This window comes from Streptomyces sp. NPDC040610, from assembly GCF_055594065.1.
Window position 1 is genome coordinate 367,172 of record NZ_JBVIXA010000006.1, and the last position, 17,797, is coordinate 384,968.

A 17,797-nucleotide genomic window follows, 5' to 3' on the forward strand; every position below is an offset into this window, starting at 1 on the left:
CTTCCCCTCTCCCCCCCCCCCCCCCCCCCCACCCCCCCCCCCCCCCACATCCCCCCCCCCCCCCCCCCCCCCCCCCCCCCCCCCCCCCCCCCCCCCCCCCCGCGTCCGTGCGTATGTGCGTGTGTGCGTATGCGCGTCCCTACAGCGCGACGCCGAGCAGCGCGTCCACGGCGCGGGACACGACGCCGGGGGCGCCCTCGTCCGTGCCGCCCTCGGTGTCCTGGCGGGCGGCCCAGCGGTCGACGGCGGCGAGCGCGGTGGGCGCGTCCAGGTCGTTGGCCAGGGCCTCGCGGATCTCCTCGACCAGGGCCTCGGCGGGCGGTCCGTCGGGGCGGGACACCGCGGCGCGCCAGCGGGCGAGCCGTTCGACGGCGTCCTGGAGGACCTGGTCGGTCCACTCCCAGTCGGCGCGGTAGTGGTGGGCGAGCAGGGCGAGCCGGATGGCGGCGGGGTCGACGCCGTCGCGCCGCAGCTTCGACACGAACACCAGGTTGCCCTTGGACTTGGACATCTTGGCGCCGTCGAGGGCGACCATGCCGGCGTGCACGTACGCCTTGGCGAAGGGGTGCTCGCCGGTCAGCGCCTGCGCGTGCGAGGCGCCCATCTCGTGGTGCGGGAAGGTCAGGTCGGAGCCGCCGCCCTGGATGTCGAAGCCCATGCCGAGGTGGTCGAGGGCGATGGCGACGCACTCGATGTGCCAGCCGGGGCGGCCGGGGCCGAGGGAGCCGCCGTCCCAGCTCGGCTCGCCCTCGCGGGCGGCCATCCAGAGCATCGGGTCGAGCGGGTTCTTCTTGCCCGGGCGGTCCGGGTCGCCGCCGCGCTCGGCGGAGAGCAGGCGCATGGCCGCGGCGTCGAGCCCCGAGACCTCGCCGAAGTGCGGGTCGGACTCGACGGAGAAGTAGGTGTCGCCCTCGAGGTCGTAGGCGGCGCCCAGGTCCCGCAGCCGCTCGACGAGCGGCACGATGCCCGGTATCGACTCGACGGCTCCGATGTAGTGCCGCGGCGGCAGCAGCCGCAGCGCGGTCATGTCCTCGCGGAACAGCGCGGTCTCGCCCTGCGCCAGCTCGACCCAGTCCTTGCCGTCGCGCTTGGCGCGCTCCAGGAGCGGGTCGTCCACGTCGGTCACGTTCTGCACGTAGTGGACCTGCCGCTTGGTGTCGAGCCACACGCGCTGCACGAGGTCGAACGCGTTGTAGGTCGCCGCGTGACCCATGTGGGTCGCGTCGTACGGCGTGATGCCGCAGACGTAGATACGGGCGACGGGACCGGGGTCGAGGGTGACGAGGCCACCGGTCGCGGTGTCGTGGATCCGGAGGTCGCGGCCCTCACCAGGCAGGGCGGGAACCTCAGAAGCGGGCCAGGCATACATGTCTTGAGCCTAACCGGACGCCCCTTCCGCATACGACCCAGGGCAACGAGATCTTCAACAGGTTTCCCCAGGCCCTACCAGGGGCAGCCCCATGGCGCCCCTTACGCCAGGAGCGGGTGACTCACACCGGCGGCCACGGAATGGCCGGCCACTCCCCCGACGGCCCCGGGTGCCGCCCCGCGGCGAGCAGCGCGGCGACCCGCTCCCGAACGGCGTCGACCTCCGCGGGGGTCAGCAGCTCCCCGAGCCGCCCGGCGAGCGGCTCCCCCGCCGCCAACCCCTCCCGCAGGGAGCCCAGCGCGTCCACCGCCTCCTCGGGCAGCTTCTCCCCGGCCCAGCCCCACAGCAGCGTCCGCAGCTTGTCCTCGACGTTGAACGTGACCCCGTGGTCGATCCCGAAGAGCCGCCCGCCGTCACCGAGCACCAGATGCCCGCCCTTGCGGTCGGCGTTGTTGATCACGGCGTCGAGGACGGCGAGCCGCCGCAGCCGGGCGTCGTCCGCGTGCACGAGCAGCGCCGTACGCCCCTCGCCCACCTGGGCGAACCCGACGGCCTTCCAGCCGTCCCCGGGCTCGTCGCCCTCGACAAGGGCGAGCAGCCCGGCCCCGTCGGCACCCTTGCCGTCGGCCGAGGCGTCCTCGTCCTCGGCATCGGCATCGGCATCGGCATCGGCATCGGCATCGGCATCGGCTGAGGCGTCCTCCCCGGAGGCCTCCGCCCCGACCCACAGCTGGACCATGCCCTCCCCGTAGGGCCCGTCCCGCAGCACGGTGGGCGGCACGAGCCCCCATCCGAGCGCTTCGGAGACCTCGTACGCGGCGACCTCCCGCTGTGCGAGCGTCCCGTCGGGGAAGTCCCACAGGGGCCGCTCCCCGGCGACGGGCTTGTAGACGCAGGCGGCGCTCTGCTCCTCGTACACGACCGTGCAGTAGAGCACCGCGTTGGAGGCCTCCCGGATCTGCCCGCGCACGGTCAGCTCACCGTGGGTGAGCAGCTGGGCGGCGCTCACGCGTCCCGCCGGTATCCGTTCTGGCGCGGGCATACGTGTCCTTCCGGGTCGAGCGGCAGGCTGCACAGCGGGCACGGCGGACGCCCCGCGTTCACGACGTCGAGGGCACGCTTGGTGAAGGCCCGGGCCTGGGCGCCGGTGAGGCGCACCCGGAGCATCGGGGGGCCGTTCTCCTCGTCCTGCAGGAGCCTTTCCTCGGCCTCCGCCAGGTCCTCCTCGGAGTCCGCGTCCAGCTCGACGAGGGCCTGCGCCTCCACGATCATGCGCTCCTCCTCGCCGTCCCAGGCGAGCGCCATCGTGCCGACCCGGAACTCCTCCTCGACGGGCGAGTCGAGCGGCGCGCTGTCGGTGATCTCGGCGGGTGCCACGGCGGGCACCGCCGCGCTGCCGCCGCTGCGCCGCACGACCTCGTCGAGCAGCTCCTCCATACGCTCGGCGAGCGCGGCCACCTGGGTCTTCTCCAGGGCGACGCTGGTCACACGGACCCCCGCGGAGGCCTGGAGGAAGAAGGTACGCCGACCGGGGAGCCCGACGGTTCCGGCGACGAAGCGTTCCGGCGGGTCATAGAGGAACACCTGACGGGACACGTCCTGTCTCCATTGGAATCGACTGCATGTACTTGGCGCGACCACTGCACCCTACTGCGGGCGACGATCACGGTGCGCCCGCGTCGCCGCCCACCTGTGCGTCGTCGCTCGCGGGTGCCTCGCGCGGGGCGAGCGACCCGAAGTCGCCGGTGTCCCCGAGGCGTACGAGGAAGGGCCGCAGCCGGGTGAAGCGGATCGCCGTGACGGAACAGGGCTCTACGGAGATGCGCTGGAACAGGTCCAGGTGCAGCCCGATGGCGTCGGCGACAAGGGACTTGATGATGTCGCCGTGGGAGCACATCAGATAGACGGCGTCGGGGCCGTGGTCGCGCTCCACGCGCGCGTTCCACTCGCGTACGGCCTCCGCGGCCCGCGTCTGCATGGCCCGCAGGGACTCGCCGCCGGGGAAGGCGGCCGCGGACGGGTGCTGCTGGACGACCTCCATCAGGGGCTCGTCCGCGAGCTCGGCGAGCTTGCGGCCCGACCAGTCGCCGTAATGGCACTCTCCGATGCGTTCGTCCGTGTGGACGCCCGCCCCGGGGCGGGCGGCGAGCAGCGGCGCGAGGGTCTCCTGGCAGCGCTGCAGCGGGCTGGTGACGATCTCGGCGAGCGGCAGCGCGGCGAGCCGCCCGGGCAGTGCGGCGGCCTGCTCGGCGCCGCGCTCGTCGAGGCCGACGCCGGGCGTCCATCCGGCGAGCAGACCCGCGGTGTTGGCGGTCGAGCGTCCGTGGCGGACGAGGATCAGCGTGGGCATGCGGGTCAGCCTAAGCCGCCGAGGGGGTGCGGCAGGGGCCGAGCCCCGGAAGAATGCGCAACGTGATCGTGGACTGCGCCACCTATCGGCACGGCCGCCGCGTCCAGGGCCCGGCGGACTTCTCCGACGCCCTGGACTCGGCGCGGGCGGCCGGGGACGCGTTCGTCTGGATCGGCCTGTACGAGCCGACGGAGGACGAGTTCGACCTGGTCGCCAAGGAGTTCTCGCTGCACCCGCTGGCGGTGGAGGACGCCTTGAAGGCCCATCAGCGGCCGAAGCTGGAGGTGTACGACGACTCGGCGTTCCTGGTCCTGAAGCCGGTGGTGTACGAGCCGGAGAGCGACGCCGTGTCGTCCGGCGAGCTCATGATCTTCATGGGCGACTGCTTCGTGGTGACCGTCCGTCATGGCGAGGGCGCGCCGCTCAGCGCCGTGCGCCACCGGCTGGAGGCCGAGCACGAGGTGCTCGAACACGGGCCGACGGCGGTGCTGTACTCCATCGCCGACGCCGTGGTCGACCACTATCTGGAGGTCGCGGCCGAGCTGCAGACGGACCTGGAGGTCCTGGAGGCGGAGGTCTTCTCGCCGGACGGGGGCGGCTCCCGGAACACCGCGTCCCGGGTCTACCGGTTCAAGCGGCAGATCCTGGAGTTCCGGCGCGCCACGGGCCCGCTGGCGATGCCGCTGGCGCGCCTCGCGGGCGTGGGCCCGTTCGGCCGCGCGGTGCCGTTCGTGGACGAATCCGCGCAGCCGTACCTGCGGGACGTCAATGACCATCTGCTGCGCGTGAACGAGTCCGTGGAGGGCCTCGACCGCCTGGTGACGGACATCCTGTCGGCGCATCTGGCGCAGATGAGCGTGCGGCAGAACGACGACATGCGGAAGATCTCCGCGTGGGCGGCCATGGCGGCGGTGCCCACGATGATCGCGGGCATCTACGGCATGAACTTCGACCACATGCCGGAGCTGCACTGGTGGTGGGCGTACCCGGCGGTGATCCTGCTCATGGTCGTGCTCGAGGTGAGCCTGTTCCGGCTGTTCAAGCGGCGCGGGTGGCTCTAGCGCTCCGCCCCCCGGGGCCCCGGGGGTTCGTGTGGTCAGGCGAACTCCGCCGCGGAGGTGGCCGGTCCGCCCAGCGCGTCGCGCCGCTCCGGCATCTTCAGGGACACCATCCGCCGCCAGCCGCCCGCGCGTTCGTACGCGTACATGGCGTGGATGCCCGCCATGAGCGTTCTGGACTTGACCGGGGACCAGCGCAGGATGCGGCCCATGTGCTCCATGACGGCGAGGCTGACGTCGCGGTAGACGCCGATCTCGGCGAGCGCGCACTCGCGCAGGGTGCTCTGGATGGTGCGGCCGTGCCCGGCGTGGGCGAAGCGCAGCAGTTCCTCGTGGCAGTACGCCAGGTGGTTGTCCTCGTCGTTCGAGATCATCTTCACGGCCTTGCCGACCTCGGGGTCGTCCCCGAAGTACTTGCGGAGCATGACCATCTGGTCGGCGGCGCGCTGCTCGGTGACGCGGCTGTGCGAGAGGTACGTGACGATGTCCTGCTCGGTGAGCGGCTGGTCGGCGCGGAGCTTCTCGTGCGCGAGGCCGATGCCGCGGCGCTCCAGGAGCATCGTGTAGTCGGTGGCGGCGGGGACGTCGACGGGGTCGAGGCCGCGCTTGCGCAGCAGCGCGTTGAAGATCCGTCCGTGCTTGTCCTCGTCGGCGCCGTGCCGGGCGATCTTGGGCGCGAGCTCGCGCTGGCTGTCGGGGACGAGCGCTGCGATGCGCCCGTTCTCCCAGCCGCCCTGGGACTCTCCGCTCGCCGCGATGGAGCAGAACAGCCGGAACGACTCGTCGTTGTCGAGGATCTCCTGGAAGAGACTCCGGGCCGAAAGCATCGCAGGCACCTCCATGCCGTCACTGACCACACAGACTTCCGCAAAGAACGAGTCAAATGCGCAGCACGCCATCAGGCAACAGGTGTATCCGACAGCTCAGCCAAACGAAGGACACACAGGGCCGAAAGGGGCGGATGGACAGTCCCGGACGGGAAGCCTCCGGGGCCGTAACCGGAGGGCTCGTCGCGGCGTTGTGCTCCATGACGGCCGTGGCGGGGAAGACCCCCGAGCCCCCACCACGGCCGCGGAAATCTCCCGCTACGCGAGCCCGGCGCGCTCCAGGGCCTCGGTGCCCGCGCGCAGCGAGGCCAGCCGCTCCTCCACCGTGAAGCCCGCGGGCGCCAGCGTGAGCGTGGTGACACCGGCCTCCGCGTAGGCCCGCATCCGGTCCGCGATCCGGTCCACGGAGCCGAGCAGGGTGGTGGAGTCGATCAGGGAACGCGGCACGGCGGCGGCCGCGCCCTCCTTGTCGCCGGACAGGTACTTGTCCTGGATCTCGGCGGCCTCCTTCTCGTACCCCATGCGCTGCGCGAGCTGGTTGTAGAAGTTCTGCTTCCGGCTGCCCATGCCGCCGACGTACAGCGCCGTGTAGGGCCGGAACATGTCGGCGAGCGCGCCGATGGCGTCGTCCCCGTCCTCACCGAGCGCGAGCGGCACCGTCGGCACCACGTCGAAGCCCTCCATGGTCTTGCCCGCCTTCTCACGCCCGGCCCGCAGATGGCGCAGCGCGGTCTCCTCCAGGTGCTCGGCGGCCGGGAAGATCAGCAGCGCGCCGTCGGCGATCTCACCGGTCTGCTCCAGGTTCTTCGGCCCGATCGCGGCGATGTACAGCGGGATGTGCTCGCGCTGCGGGTGCACGGTCAGCTTGATCGGCTTGCCCGGGCCGCCCGGCAGCGGCAGCGTCCAGTGCTCGCCCTCGTAGCTGAGGCGCTCGCGGGTCATGGCCTTGCGTACGATCTCGACGTACTCCCGGGTGCGGGCCAGCGGCTTGTCGAACTTGACGCCGTACCAGCCCTCGGAGACCTGCGGCCCGGACACGCCGAGCCCGAGCCGGAACCGGCCGCCGGACAGCGAGTCGAGGGTGGCCGCCGTCATCGCGGTCATCGCGGGCTGGCGCGCCGGGATCTGGAAGATCGCCGAGCCGACGTCGATCCGCTCGGTCTGCGCCGCCACCCAGGAGAGCACGGTGGCCGCGTCCGAACCGTAGGCCTCGGCCGCCCAGCAGACCGCGTAGCCCAGCTTGTCGGCCTCCTTCGCGACGACGAGATTGTCCGCGTCCATCCCGGCGCCCCAGTAGCCGAGGTTGATCCCGAGCTGCATGGCCGAATCCCCTTACCCATGAGTAACGTGCCTGTTCCGGGACTGTAGCGCGCGGGCGGGCGATCCGGCAGGGGCGGGCGGCGGTCCCGCCGGGGGTCGGGTGCGGGGTGGCCTGGGCCGGGGTGCGGGGCGGTCGGGCCTGCCGGGAGCTGTTCCCCGAAGGGGTTCATGAGTTGTCCACAGGCACGGCTTTGTCCACACGCACACCCAGCGCTGAGGCATGGCCAGTAATCTCGCCGCCATGGAGCAGAGGCATCTCGGCCGAACAGGTCTGCGCGTGTCCCGGATCGGACTCGGCACCCTCACGTGGGGGCACTCCGACGAGATCGGGGAGAACGACGCCGCGGACCTGCTGAAGGCCTTCTGGGAGGCGGGCGGCACCCTCGTGGACACGGCCGATGTGTACGGCGACGGGGAGGCCGAATACCTCCTCGGACGACTCGTCGAACGCCTGGTGCCGCGGCGCGATCTGGTCATCGCGACGAAGGCGGGCAGCGTGCCCGACCCCGACCGCCGCTTCGACGGCTCGCGCGGCCATCTGCTGTCCGCGCTCGACGCCTCCCTGGCCCGCCTCGGCACGGACTATGTGGACCTGTGGCAGATCCACGCCTTCGACAGCGACACCCCCCTGGAGGAGACGCTCCAGGCCCTGGACATCGCGGTCAGCAGCGGCCGCGCGCGCTACGCGGGCGTCTCCAACTTCAGCGGCTGGCAGCTCGCCAAGGCCGCCACCTGGCAGCTCGCGGCGGCCGGCACCCGCACCCGCGTCGCCAGCACGCAGATGGAGTACTCCCTGCTCCAGCGCGGCGTCGAGCGCGAAGTGCTGCCCGCCGCCCTCGACCTCGGCGTCGGCCTGCTGCCCTCGTCACCGCTCGGCCGCGGTGTCCTCACCGGCAAGTACCGCAACGCGACCCCCGCCGACTCGCGCGGGGCCTCCGAGCAGTTCGCCCCCTTCGTCGCGCCGTATCTGGACGAGGCGGCCGGGCGGGTCGTGGACGCCGTCGCGATAGCGGCCGACGGCCTCGCCGTCACTCCCCTGCAGGTGGCGCTCGCCTGGGTGCGCGACCGCCCCGGAGTGACCGCCCCGATCGTCGGCGCGCGCAACGCGCAGCAGCTCACGGCCGCATTGTCAGTGGAGACCCTTAGTCTTCCTGACGAGATCTGCCAGGCGCTCGACGACGTGTCAGCGCCCGTGCACCGCTACCCAGACCAGGACTGGAGCACGCTGTGAGTACGGAGTCCGCTGCCGCGGAGGTCGCCGAACCCGAGGCCGACGCCGAGGAAGCGCCGGAGGCCGGGGGCACGTCGTCCGGCGGGACCGCGCCGGAGGGGGGCGCCGGGGACGCCGGGGAGGAGTCTGCGGGCCCGGACGATCTGGCCGACACTGAGGGCCCGGAGGACCCTGCGGACCCTGAGGGCTCGGACGACTCGGAGGACTCGGCGGGGGCTGCTTCCGAGGATGCTGGTGGCGCCGGGGACGATGCCGGGGGCAGCGGTGCCGAGGCCGGTGGCGGCGAGGGCCAGGAGGGCAGCGCGGACGGCGGGGACGCCGGTGTGTCCGAGGCCGAGGCCGAGCTCGCGGCACAGCGGGAGCTGCGGGAGCGGATCGAGCAGCGCAAGGCCAACAAGCAGGGGCCCGTGGCGGCGGGCGCGAAGCTTCAGGGCACGGCGGCCGACCTGCTGGCGGCGGTGCGGGCCGTGGAGAGCGGCGAGAAGCCCGTCGCGTCCGCGTTCCGCGAGCCCGCGCCGGTCGCGCCCCAGCGGCCCGCCCCCGAGCCCGTGCGGCGGCCGGTGGCCGAGGCGCCGTCCGGGGCTGCCCCCGCGCCGGAGACCGTCGAGGCGGTGGCGGCGGTGCTGGCCGAGGGCGGTGCGCCCGCGGTGCTCGCGGCCCGGGCGGCGGCCGTGCTCGGCGAGGGCGCGGACGGCGTGCTGCGTGCCGACCCCTGGCAGTTGCTGCGGGTCGCCGGGGTGCGGCCCGAGCAGGCCGACGGGTTCGCGCGGGCGCTGCTCGGCCCGGACTGCGGTCCGGGTGACGAACGCCGGGGCTGCGCGCTGACGGTGTGGCTGCTCGAACAGGCCGCGCTCGCCGGGCACACGGCGCTCGAATCGTCGGCGCTCACCGCGGCGCTCGCGCAGCGCGGGGTGCCGGAGCCGGACGAGGCCGTGCAGTCGGCCCTCGCGGAGGGCGATGTGCTGGTCTTCCAGGACGCGCTGGACGAGGTCCCCGGGGCCGCCCCGGCGCGGCCCGCCCCGACCGGCGACGACACCGAGGACGACCAGGAGGCGGCGCCCCCGGTCCGCGTCCTGCTCGGCCTGGAGCGGTACGCCCTCGCGGAGGAGAGCCTGGCCGACGGCCTCGCCCGGGTCATGAACTCACTGCCGGAGGGCGGGGGTTCGGGCACGAGGGCCGGTGGCTCGGGTGCTGAGGACGAGAGCTCGGGCCGGGAGAGCGACAGCTCGGGGGCGGAGGGCGACGGCTCACAGTCGGAGGACGACGGCTCTGGTCCCCAGGGCGACGGCGCGGGCCCGAACGTCGACGGCCCGGGTCCCTCGGCCGCCGACTGGGAGTCCGCGGCGGCCGCCACCAAGGGTTCCGCGGCCGACCTGATCCGCGCCGTGGCCGCGCACGGCCTGGTGCTGCACACGGGCGGCGAGGCTGCCCGCGCCGAGCCCGCCGCGCTGGTGGCGGCGGCCCGGGCGCTGGGCCTGCGGGTGTGCGCGGCGACGCACAGCGCGGAGGGACAGCGGAGGCTGGCCGAGGGCCTGGGTGGCGGTGCCGGTGGGGCCGGGGCTCGCGGGAGTGCGGGGGCCCGGGCTCACGGGGGTGCCGACGGAGACGGTGTCCGCGAGGGCGCCGAGCGTGCTGGTGTACGCGGGGACGCGACCGCGTCGGGCGACCGGGGGGACGGATCTGCCGCCGCCTCGGCGGCCCGGATGGACGGGCACGCAGGCGCGGAGGTCGACGGCGTCCCGGCGGCGAGGCGCACAGCCGAAGGTGCCGCCGACGCGGTGGCCGGGTCGGCCGGTGCGGCTGAGGCGTCCGGTGCGTCCCGTGAGGTCGGTGCGGCCGAGGCATCCGCTGCTGCCGAAGCCACCGGTACGCCCAACGCATCCGGAACCACCGGAACCACCGGAACCACCGACGAAGCCTCCCCCGCCGTGACCGTCGCCGGTCTCCTCTCCGGGCGCCAAGGGCCGGGGCGGGACGCGGACGGCGCGCTCGCCCTGGACCTCCTCGTGGTCCTGGACGCCCCGCAGTTGGACGTGGAGACGGCCGCGATGCTCGTGGAGTCCCTTCCGGACGGCGCCCGGCTCGTGCTCAGCGGCGACCCGGGAGTGCTGTGGTCCGCGGGCCCCGGCCGGGTGTTCGCGGACCTGCTCGCGGCCCGCTGCTGCCCGCAGGTCGTCTCGCGCACGCCGGACCCCGGTCCCATCGGCGAGCTGGTGTCCGGCATCGGCGTCGGCGAGCTGACCCAGGTCGAGGCGCCCGGCAAGGAGGTCGTGATCGTCCCGGTGCGGGACGCGCCCGACGCGATCCACCGCACGGTGCAGTTGGTCGCGGATTCGGTGCCGCGCGCCATCGGCGTACCGGCGGGACAGACGCAGGTGATCACGCCGGGCCACGGCGGCGCGGCGGGTACCCGCGCGCTGAACGCGGCGCTGAAGGAGCGGCTGAACCCGGGCCCCGGCCGGTTCGGCGGCTTCGACCCCGGTGACCGGGTCGCCTACGCCCCGGTGCCGGGCCGCACGGCGCTCGGCCGGGTGGTCGGCGCGGACGCAGAGGGCCTGCGCCTGGAGTGCGAGGGCACCCCCGTCGCCGTACCGAAGGAGCGGGTGGAGCAGTCCGTGCGGCACGCCTGGGCGCTCACCGCGCACCAGGCGACGGGCCGCCGCTGGCCCGCGGCCGTGGTGGTCCTGCCGGGCGACGCGGCGGGCGCCCTGACCCGGCCGTGGGTCTACACGGCCTTCAGCCGCGCCGAGCGCCATCTCTCGGTCGTCCAGGGCGTCGCCCAGTCCCTGCCCCAGGCCGTGGCCGAGCGCCCCGCCAAGGAGCGCACGACCCGCCTGCGTACGCTGCTGCGTCCGCAGGCCCCGGCAGCGGGCTAGCCCTTACGCGGCGCGAGGCCCCGACCCCCGTCCAGGGGGCCGGGGCCTCGCTCACCCGGCCCGGGGCCTCGCTCACCCGGCCGAGGCCCCGGAGCCGAGCGAACCCGCCCCCGGACAGCCCCTCCCAGCGACCCGACCAGCGACCCCTCCTAGGCGCCGCCCACACCCTTCCCCCGCTCGACGACCTCCACGTCGTCGGCGTCATCGCCGTCGTCCACCTCATCCACGTCGTCCGGATCGAAGTCGATGTCCGTGTCGATGTCCGTATCGATGTCCGAGTGGAGGTCGGTATCGAGGTCGGCGTCCAGATCGCCGATGCCGGTGTGCGCGTCCGGGCCCCGGCGGGCGCCGCCCACGCGGCTCGCCGCGGCGTCCAGGTCGTCGTCGAGATCGTCGTCCGTCTCGTCGTCGAAGACCGCGCTGACGTCGAAGCGGCAGACCACCCGCGGGGAGTCGGGCTGGTCGAACGGGGACTCCAGCCACTCGCCGGGCTCCGCGGGCTCGTCCGCCGCGGTGACCCACAGCGTGGAGTCGCCCTCCTCCAGGCCGAACTCCTTGTGCCGGGAGGCGATCTCGTCCGGCTCGAACTCGCCGAAGAGCAGACCGAGCGCGCCCGGCACGGTGCCGGCGAGCCGGTCGGACTCGGCGGTGACGTCGTCGTCCGCGGCCTCGACCCGCGCGGCCTGGGCCAGGAGTCGCTGCGGCTCCGCGACGGCGTAGTCGCGGCGGATCAGCACGCTCAGGGCGTTCGGCTCCGCGGGTCCCTGGTACGGCGGCAGGGTGTCCTCCGCGCCGGGGATCTCGAAGGGGGTGACCTCGTCGTAACGGTCGTAGAGCAGCTCGTCGTACGCCTCGGCCGCGGCGGCCAGCTCATTGAACGCTTCATAGACGTCGGGATCGTCCTCGCCCGACCTGCGTTCGACCGCCGCAAGGTGGCGGTCGAGCGCGGTCTTGACCGCCTCGGCGGCGGCGCGTACCTCGGCAGCGGTGGGCTGCGCAGCATCAGACATAGTGCAGACGCTATCCGTACCGGGCCCGTGCCCGCACAATAGATGCGATGCCGGAATACGAATTTGTCGACGTGTACGTTCCGCGCGGGGTCTCCCGCAAAGAAGCCACGCGTCTGCTGACCGACCACGCAGAGTACGGACACTGGGAGTTGGACCGCCTCAGCCTGCACGCCGACGGCAGTCGGCGGGTGCGGCTCAGACGGCGCATCATCCGCCAGATAAGGGCCACTTGGTGAGCCGGGGACGGCCATCCGGTGTCCGGCGGAGGGTGCGAAAACGGAGCGGGCCCCGCGATCGCGGGGCCCGCTCCGTTTTCACCTGATGGCGCCTGACGCATACGCCCGGCATCCGCACCGGGGCCGTTCGCCCGGTGGTGCGCCGGTCCCGTTCACGGGGCAGTCGTGCGCCCGGACGGCCCGGTCACCGAGTCGTCTCAGGCACGTGCCCTGCGGTACAGGACGGTGCCCGCGAGCAGCATGCCCGCGCCGACCGGCAGCGCGACGCCGACCGGCAGGGAGCTGCCCGTCTGCGCGAGCTGGTCCTTGCCCTTGGGCGGCGTGATCATGTGCGCCTCGGGCACGTTCGGCCCGGCCGCCGGACGCTCCGGCTTGTGCTGCGCGGGCGAGACGGGCTGGCCCGGCTTCCCGGGCTGCTGGGGCTTGCCCGGCTGCTCGGGCTTGACGCCGTTGCCGGGCTGCTGCGGCTTGCCCGGCTGTTCCGGCTTGCCGGGCTGCTCGGGCTTGCCCGGGTGGTGGGGCTTCGTGGGCGGCTTGCCACCGGTGTGGCTGCCGGATTCGTTGCCGCACTCGTTGCCCACGGCGGCGTTGCCCGCGCCGCCGAGGTTGACGCTGTTCCCGCAGACGTTGACCGGGGCGTCGACCGGCAGCTGCACGCTGTTGCCGGAGCCCACCCCGGGCGAGTTGCTCGTGCCGCCGTCGCTCGTGGCGCCGCCGCCCGAGGGCTTGCCGCCGTGGTCGTCGCCGTAGCCACCGCCGCCGTGCCGGGCGTCGGAGGTGTTGGCGCACTTGTTGCCCGCCGCCGGGTTCAGGCCGCCGATGACGTTCACGGTGTTGCCGCAGACATTGACCGGTACGTCCACGGGGAGCTGAACGGAATTGCCCGACAGCACGCCGGGAGATTTCGAACTGCCGCCCTGGGCGTTGGAGTCGGCCTGCGCGTAACCACCAGAGACGGCGAGTACGCCAGTGGCGGCCGCCACGGTGATCAGGCCTTTGCGCGTGACCTGTCGCATAGCTTGTTCCTGCCTTGCCTTCCGGAAATGCGCACGGGCCCAGTGCGCCGTGCGCCCAATGCCTGTCGGCCCCGGAGCGCATGACACGCACTCCGGGGCCGACAGAATTCAGACCCTCATGGGGTGAGGCCCCTCACGGGGTGAGGCACAGCGGCGTCACTTGTTGACGCAGTAGTTCCCGAAGGCGGGGTTCAGCAGCCCGATCACGGAGATCGTGTTGCCGCACGCGTTCACCGGCACGTGCACGGGGACCTGGACGACGTTGCCCGACGCGACGCCCGGGGAGCCCACAGCGGCGCCCTGCGCACCGGCGTCGGCAGCGGCAACGCCCGCACCCGCGAGCACCAGACCGCCGGTGGCCACCGCAGCGGCAACGATCTTCTTGATCATCATTCCTCCTAGTTGGCAAATGCGGTCCCAGCCGCGGACCGCACCCCCTGTAACGAAGGAGGTAGTTGAGGGCTACGAGAGCAAGACTGCTTTCACTCTTTTCGGTCAATTGCGCACGCGCTGCCGATTATTGGAGTTTCGTTTCGGCACGCGCCCGCGTACACAGAAGGCCCTACATGTACCGACATACGCACCGGCACGCGCGCCGACACGCGCATCGGCCGCCCTCTGAACTCAGGAAGCGTCGATGAACCGGTCGAGCACCCGGACCCCGAACTTCAGGCCGTCCACCGGCACCCGCTCGTCCACGCCGTGGAACATGCCCGCGAAGTCCAGCTCCGGCGGCAGCTTGAGCGGCGCGAAGCCGAAGCCGCGGATGCCGAGGTCGTCGAAGGACTTGGCGTCCGTGCCGGCCGAGAGCATGTAGGGCACGGCCCGCGCGATCGGGTCCTCCGCCTGCAGTGCCATCTGCATGGCGTCGACGAGGGCACCGTCGAAGGTGGTCTCCAGGGCCTTGTCCGCGTGCACGTCCTCACGCTTGACGTTCGGGCCGAGGATGCGGTCGAGGTCGGCCAGGAACTCCTCCTCGTACCCCGGCAGGAAACGGCCGTCGACGTGCGCGGTGGCCTGTCCGGGGATCACGTTCACCTTGTAGCCGGCGCCGAGCTGGGTCGGGTTGGCGGTGTTCTGCAGGGAGGCGCCGATCAGCTTGGCGATGCCGCCGAGCTTGGCCAGCGTGTCGTCCATGTTCTCCGGGTCGAGCTCGGTGCCGAGGGCGTCGCCCAGCTCGTCGAGGAAGTGCCGCAAGGTCTTGGTGACCCGCACCGGGAACTTGTGCCGCCCGAGCCGCCCCACGGCCTCGGACAGCTCCGTGATGGCGTTGTCCTTGTGGATCATCGACCCGTGTCCGGCGCTGCCGTCCACGGTCAGCTTCATCCAGTGCATGCCCTTCTGCGCCGTCTCGACCAGATACAGCCGAAGCTTCTCGTTGACGGTGAAGGAGAACCCGCCGACCTCGCTGATCGCCTCGGTCACGCCCTCGAAGAGGTCCGGGTGGTTGTCGACGAGATAGCGCGCCCCGTACGTACCCCCCGCCTCCTCGTCAGCGAGGAAGGCCAGCACGATGTCCCGCGGCGGCTTGCGGCCGCTGCGCAGCCGGTCGCGTACGACCGCGAGGGTCATCGCGTCCATGTCCTTCATGTCGACGGCGCCCCGGCCCCACAGGCAGCCGTCCGCGACCTCGCCGGAGAAGGGGTGGTGCGTCCAGTCCTGGGCATTGGCGGGTACGACGTCGGTGTGGCCGTGGATGAGCAGCGCGGGCCGCGAGGGGTCCTCGCCCTCGATGCGCGCCACGGTGGACGCACGCCCCGGGTGCGACTCGAAGATCCGCGGCTCGAGCCCCACCTCCGCGAGCTTCTCCGCGACGTACTCGGCCGCCTTGCGCTCCCCCGGGCCCGAGTGATCGCCGTAGTTGCTGGTGTCCATCCGGATCAGGTCCCGGCACAGGTCGACGACCTCGTCCTCGCCGGAGACGGCACGCGCCCCGTCCGCCCTGCCGCCCGTGGTCGGCTCGCTCACGCTGTTCCTCCCGCTGTCGCACTCTGGGTCCCTCCCATCCTCCCGCGCCGACCGCCCGGACCCAAGGGCGGGCGCCCCTCGTCATACGCCGTTCACCCCCGGGACCTGCGTGATCAGGAGCCCTCGAATGTTTGCTATGGTTTTCCACGTCGCCGCGGGAAACCGCGACAGACCACCGGTCCGGGTGGCGGAATGGCAGACGCGCTAGCTTGAGGTGCTAGTGCCCTTTATCGGGCGTGGGGGTTCAAGTCCCCCCTCGGACACCAGCAAGAACAGCCCCTCTCGAGGGGCTTTCTTCATTTCCGGGCAGTGGCGTGACCAACCACGTGACCAACGGCCCAGAGAGTCCCCTGGTCAGACCAGGGATGCGAGACCGAGCCGGGACGCGCTGGACGCGGCCAGCTTCTTGGCTCCCTCGGCGCGACGCCTGCCGTAGCGCGTCATGGTGTAGCCCGGCGAGTGGTGCCGGGCGTTGGCGGAGACCTCTACCGGGTTCTCGTGGTTGTCGAGATCATTTGTGATCTTCGATGCTCGCCAGTCATGCAGTCGGAAGCCGTCCGGCAGCTTCATCCGTGTGCGGGCTGTGCGCCAGCGGGCAGAGACCTTCTCCGGGTCCTGCGGGCCGCCCGCCGCGCGCCCCTTCCGGAGCTTGAAGCCGTCACGGGCGAAGACCAGGCCGTGGTCCACCCACAGGGGGCCAAGGCGTTCCTTCTCGGCTTGCTGGCGCTCCCGCTGCCACTTGAGGACGTTCATCAGGGCTTGGTCGACGTAGATGATTGCGTTGTCGTCTCCGTCCTTGGTGAGCTTGCGCAGCCGGTAGGTGTTGCCTTCCTCGACTACGACCCAGGCCAGTTCGATGGCGCAGTCGTCCCAGTGGATCAGGTCCCACATCCAGCCCAGGGTCTCGCTGCGGCGGCACGATGTCGCCGCGTACGAGGTCCACAGCGGGGCGTCTCTCAGGCAGTGATGGGTCAGCCCGTCACAGGCCCTGTTGCCGCACGGCTCCCATATCTGGCCCAGGAAGCTTGCTGTCTCCTGATCATTGAGCGTCGGGAAGTCTGGCTGAGCCGCCTTGATCTGCCGTTCTGTGGGCGGGTTGGCGGTGTGGGCCGGGTTGACCGTCAGGAGCTTCCTGGGGCCGGTGACGGAGTCCAGGGCGGCAGAGATGATGTTGTGGACGTGACGGACGCTCTTGGGGCCCAAGGGCTTGTTCTCGTTGGCCTCGACGGGCTTGACCTCCAGCAGCCGGTACAGCTCGTCCAGGCGCTCGTCTGTCACCTCCACTACCTTCACCGTGCCTATGTGCGGCTTGATGTGCAGCCGGATCTTCGGCTCGTAGCCCTCCCGGGTGGTGCCCTCACCCCGGTGCTTGGCGAGCCATGAGTCCATGAGCTGTCCCATGGTCAGGTCTGACCGAGGGGTGAGCGTTCCTGCCTCGTGGTCGCTGAGCCAGCGGCGTAGCGCCCGCTCCGCCTCGGTCTTGGTCTTGAACTCTCGGCCTATCCAGTAACGCTCCTTCTTGCTGGTCGCCGGATTGAAGTGAAGGGGCGTGCGGACGCCCCAGGTGTTGGGTCTGCCCTTGCGCGGGATCTCCACCGGAGTCCCCCCGAGTCTGTTTCCGCGCTTTGCCACGTGAGTTGGTCGCCTTCCTTCTAGTCGAATGGGCCAGCCTTGCGGGCGTTCCAGATGGCTTGGCACCGAGCAGTGATCTGGTTGTCCGTGTCGATGAACCCGAGTTCCCTTAGCTTCGCGATGCGGGTGGACACAGAGGACTGCCGCACTCCTGTCCGCTCCACCAACCCCTTGACCGGCGACTTGCTGATTTCGCAAATGAGCATCCAAGCCACGGCCCACTCCGCGTAGTCCGCATCAGAACGGCACTGTCGCGGCAGGTCACTGAAGGGATTCCCCCACACCTCAGCGAGGGTCAGGTCCTCCCTCACTCTGGCCAGCAGGCTCCTGGCCTGCGCCTTGACCTCCCCGAGCGGGTAGGAGCGCAGGACGTCGACCGGCACCCCTCCAGCCGTGCCTTCAGCCTCTGAGTCACCGAGGATCACCGTCACCTCTCCAGGCCCCTCATACGGGGCCCACAGCGGGCACACGGCACGCAGTAGCCAAGGCCCTCGCCACTCCTCCCAGACGAGCGCGCGAGGGTCGTCAGGGTCGTCAAGCCGCCATCCGGGCGGCAGGTTCATGTCCACAGCCGCAAGCTAGCACGATACTGATTGACAGGGCACATCGGAACCGTCAATCTCGGACCCGTGGGACGACAGCGAGAGCACGGACGACCCACTGACCGACAGGCGCTACAGGAGGGCGATGCAGCCGAAGCTGATGACCGTTGACGACGTTGCCGAGTACTTGGCCAAGCCCCGTTCATGGGTGTACGGGAACTGGCAGCGGGAGGAGATCCCGTTCCGAAAGGTGGGCCAGGCGCTCCGGTGCCGCCCTACCGATTTGGAGAAGTGGCTTGATCGCCAGAGTTAATTGATTTGTTCGATGTGTTCTCAGGGCCCCCGAGGCGAACGGGGGCCTT

At 71.9% G+C, this 17,797-nt stretch carries 17 protein-coding genes and 1 tRNA gene; 6 read left to right on the forward strand and 12 right to left on the reverse strand.

The window, feature by feature from the left end:
• Positions 1–139: 139 nt before the first annotated feature.
• From mshC to ACZ6AA_RS23040, 4 genes are all read right to left on the reverse strand, one after another.
• Positions 140–1,369 (reverse strand): cysteine--1-D-myo-inosityl 2-amino-2-deoxy-alpha-D-glucopyranoside ligase, encoded by a 1,230-nt coding sequence (gene mshC, locus ACZ6AA_RS23025; RefSeq protein WP_468452959.1) that lies wholly within the window; start codon positions 1,367–1,369, stop codon positions 140–142.
• A gap of 121 nt (positions 1,370–1,490) precedes the next feature.
• Positions 1,491–2,411, reverse strand: coding sequence for an SCO1664 family protein (locus ACZ6AA_RS23030; RefSeq protein WP_471459658.1), 921 nt, complete (start codon positions 2,409–2,411; stop codon positions 1,491–1,493).
• Positions 2,375–2,965 (reverse strand): DUF3090 domain-containing protein, encoded by a 591-nt coding sequence (locus tag ACZ6AA_RS23035; RefSeq protein ID WP_468452955.1) that lies wholly within the window; start codon positions 2,963–2,965, stop codon positions 2,375–2,377. Before ACZ6AA_RS23035 ends, ACZ6AA_RS23030 begins: the two co-directional genes overlap by 37 nt.
• A 67-nt stretch (positions 2,966–3,032) precedes the next feature.
• Positions 3,033–3,719 carry a histidine phosphatase family protein gene (locus ACZ6AA_RS23040; RefSeq protein ID WP_468452953.1) on the reverse strand — a complete coding sequence of 229 codons (687 nt, stop codon included), beginning with the start codon at positions 3,717–3,719 and terminating at the stop codon, positions 3,033–3,035.
• A 62-nt stretch (positions 3,720–3,781) separates the two neighbouring features.
• On the opposite strand from ACZ6AA_RS23040, the gene corA reads away from it, so the two are divergent.
• Positions 3,782–4,780, forward strand: a complete 999-nt coding sequence (corA, locus tag ACZ6AA_RS23045; protein WP_468453485.1) for a magnesium/cobalt transporter CorA — start codon at positions 3,782–3,784, stop codon at positions 4,778–4,780.
• A gap of 35 nt (positions 4,781–4,815) precedes the next feature.
• On the opposite strand, the gene ACZ6AA_RS23050 is transcribed toward corA, so the two are convergent.
• Together ACZ6AA_RS23050 and ACZ6AA_RS23055 are read right to left on the reverse strand one after the other, a co-directional pair.
• Complete coding sequence (locus ACZ6AA_RS23050; RefSeq protein ID WP_468452952.1) at positions 4,816–5,604, reverse strand: ferritin-like domain-containing protein; 789 nt, start codon at positions 5,602–5,604, stop codon at positions 4,816–4,818.
• A 258-nt stretch (positions 5,605–5,862) separates the two neighbouring features.
• Positions 5,863–6,924, reverse strand: a complete 1,062-nt coding sequence (locus ACZ6AA_RS23055; protein ID WP_468452951.1) for an LLM class F420-dependent oxidoreductase — start codon at positions 6,922–6,924, stop codon at positions 5,863–5,865.
• A gap of 241 nt (positions 6,925–7,165) precedes the next feature.
• Here ACZ6AA_RS23055 and ACZ6AA_RS23060 point away from each other — a divergent pair, with 241 nt between their 5' ends.
• Together ACZ6AA_RS23060 and ACZ6AA_RS23065 are read left to right on the forward strand one after the other, a co-directional pair.
• Positions 7,166–8,155 (forward strand): aldo/keto reductase, encoded by a 990-nt coding sequence (locus tag ACZ6AA_RS23060; RefSeq protein ID WP_468452950.1) that lies wholly within the window; start codon positions 7,166–7,168, stop codon positions 8,153–8,155.
• Entirely contained in the window at positions 8,152–11,031 is a 2,880-nt protein-coding gene (locus tag ACZ6AA_RS23065; protein WP_471459662.1) for a helix-hairpin-helix domain-containing protein, read from the forward strand. Before ACZ6AA_RS23060 ends, ACZ6AA_RS23065 begins: the two co-directional genes overlap by 4 nt.
• A gap of 149 nt (positions 11,032–11,180) precedes the next feature.
• On the opposite strand, the gene ACZ6AA_RS23070 is transcribed toward ACZ6AA_RS23065, so the two are convergent.
• Positions 11,181–12,041, reverse strand: a complete 861-nt coding sequence (locus ACZ6AA_RS23070) for a hypothetical protein (protein WP_471459664.1) — start codon at positions 12,039–12,041, stop codon at positions 11,181–11,183.
• 47 nt (positions 12,042–12,088) lie between these two features.
• Here ACZ6AA_RS23070 and ACZ6AA_RS23075 point away from each other — a divergent pair, with 47 nt between their 5' ends.
• The gene (locus ACZ6AA_RS23075; protein WP_385725237.1) at positions 12,089–12,277 is read left to right on the forward strand and encodes a DUF5703 family protein; all 189 of its coding nucleotides are present in this window, start codon (positions 12,089–12,091) and stop codon (positions 12,275–12,277) included.
• Positions 12,278–12,474: 197 nt separating this feature from the next.
• Here ACZ6AA_RS23075 and ACZ6AA_RS23080 read toward each other — a convergent pair whose 3' ends face one another.
• The 3 genes from ACZ6AA_RS23080 to ACZ6AA_RS23090 form a co-directional block, all read right to left on the reverse strand.
• Positions 12,475–13,293 (reverse strand): chaplin, encoded by an 819-nt coding sequence (locus ACZ6AA_RS23080; protein WP_468452948.1) that lies wholly within the window; start codon positions 13,291–13,293, stop codon positions 12,475–12,477.
• A 156-nt stretch (positions 13,294–13,449) separates the two neighbouring features.
• Positions 13,450–13,683 carry a chaplin ChpH gene (chpH, locus tag ACZ6AA_RS23085; RefSeq protein WP_471459667.1) on the reverse strand — a complete coding sequence of 78 codons (234 nt, stop codon included), beginning with the start codon at positions 13,681–13,683 and terminating at the stop codon, positions 13,450–13,452.
• A 234-nt stretch (positions 13,684–13,917) separates the two neighbouring features.
• Entirely contained in the window at positions 13,918–15,261 is a 1,344-nt protein-coding gene (locus ACZ6AA_RS23090) for a M20/M25/M40 family metallo-hydrolase (protein WP_468452946.1), read from the reverse strand.
• 178 nt (positions 15,262–15,439) lie between these two features.
• Between ACZ6AA_RS23090 and ACZ6AA_RS23095 the strand changes: the two genes are divergently transcribed.
• Positions 15,440–15,527: transfer RNA gene (locus tag ACZ6AA_RS23095), tRNA-Leu, on the forward strand.
• A gap of 88 nt (positions 15,528–15,615) precedes the next feature.
• On the opposite strand, the gene ACZ6AA_RS23100 is transcribed toward ACZ6AA_RS23095, so the two are convergent.
• Together ACZ6AA_RS23100 and ACZ6AA_RS23105 are read right to left on the reverse strand one after the other, a co-directional pair.
• On the reverse strand, positions 15,616–16,857 hold the full coding sequence (locus ACZ6AA_RS23100; RefSeq protein ID WP_471459669.1) for a tyrosine-type recombinase/integrase: 1,242 nt from the start codon (positions 16,855–16,857) through the stop codon (positions 15,616–15,618).
• Positions 16,858–16,913: 56 nt separating this feature from the next.
• Positions 16,914–17,462 carry a hypothetical protein gene (locus tag ACZ6AA_RS23105; RefSeq protein WP_471459671.1) on the reverse strand — a complete coding sequence of 183 codons (549 nt, stop codon included), beginning with the start codon at positions 17,460–17,462 and terminating at the stop codon, positions 16,914–16,916.
• A gap of 133 nt (positions 17,463–17,595) precedes the next feature.
• Between ACZ6AA_RS23105 and ACZ6AA_RS23110 the strand changes: the two genes are divergently transcribed.
• Entirely contained in the window at positions 17,596–17,748 is a 153-nt protein-coding gene (locus ACZ6AA_RS23110) for a helix-turn-helix domain-containing protein (RefSeq protein ID WP_471459819.1), read from the forward strand.
• Positions 17,749–17,797: the final 49 nt, after the last annotated feature.

What these genes read in the sequence shown, in the direction of transcription:
- mshC (WP_468452959.1), bottom strand. Translation starts at nt 1,369, where the DNA reads ATGTATGCCTGGCCCGCTTCTGAGGTTCCCGCCCTGCCTGGTGAGGGC.
- ACZ6AA_RS23030 (WP_471459658.1), bottom strand. Translation starts at nt 2,411, where the DNA reads ATGCCCGCGCCAGAACGGATACCGGCGGGACGCGTGAGCGCCGCCCAG.
- ACZ6AA_RS23040 (WP_468452953.1), bottom strand. Translation starts at nt 3,719, where the DNA reads ATGCCCACGCTGATCCTCGTCCGCCACGGACGCTCGACCGCCAACACC.
- ACZ6AA_RS23050 (WP_468452952.1), bottom strand. Translation starts at nt 5,604, where the DNA reads ATGCTTTCGGCCCGGAGTCTCTTCCAGGAGATCCTCGACAACGACGAG.
- ACZ6AA_RS23055 (WP_468452951.1), bottom strand. Translation starts at nt 6,924, where the DNA reads ATGCAGCTCGGGATCAACCTCGGCTACTGGGGCGCCGGGATGGACGCG.
- ACZ6AA_RS23060 (WP_468452950.1), top strand. Translation starts at nt 7,166, where the DNA reads ATGGAGCAGAGGCATCTCGGCCGAACAGGTCTGCGCGTGTCCCGGATC.
- ACZ6AA_RS23070 (WP_471459664.1), bottom strand. Translation starts at nt 12,041, where the DNA reads ATGTCTGATGCTGCGCAGCCCACCGCTGCCGAGGTACGCGCCGCCGCC.
- ACZ6AA_RS23075 (WP_385725237.1), top strand. Translation starts at nt 12,089, where the DNA reads ATGCCGGAATACGAATTTGTCGACGTGTACGTTCCGCGCGGGGTCTCC.
- ACZ6AA_RS23080 (WP_468452948.1), bottom strand. Translation starts at nt 13,293, where the DNA reads ATGCGACAGGTCACGCGCAAAGGCCTGATCACCGTGGCGGCCGCCACT.
- chpH (WP_471459667.1), bottom strand. Translation starts at nt 13,683, where the DNA reads ATGATCAAGAAGATCGTTGCCGCTGCGGTGGCCACCGGCGGTCTGGTG.
- ACZ6AA_RS23110 (WP_471459819.1), top strand. Translation starts at nt 17,596, where the DNA reads ATGACCGTTGACGACGTTGCCGAGTACTTGGCCAAGCCCCGTTCATGG.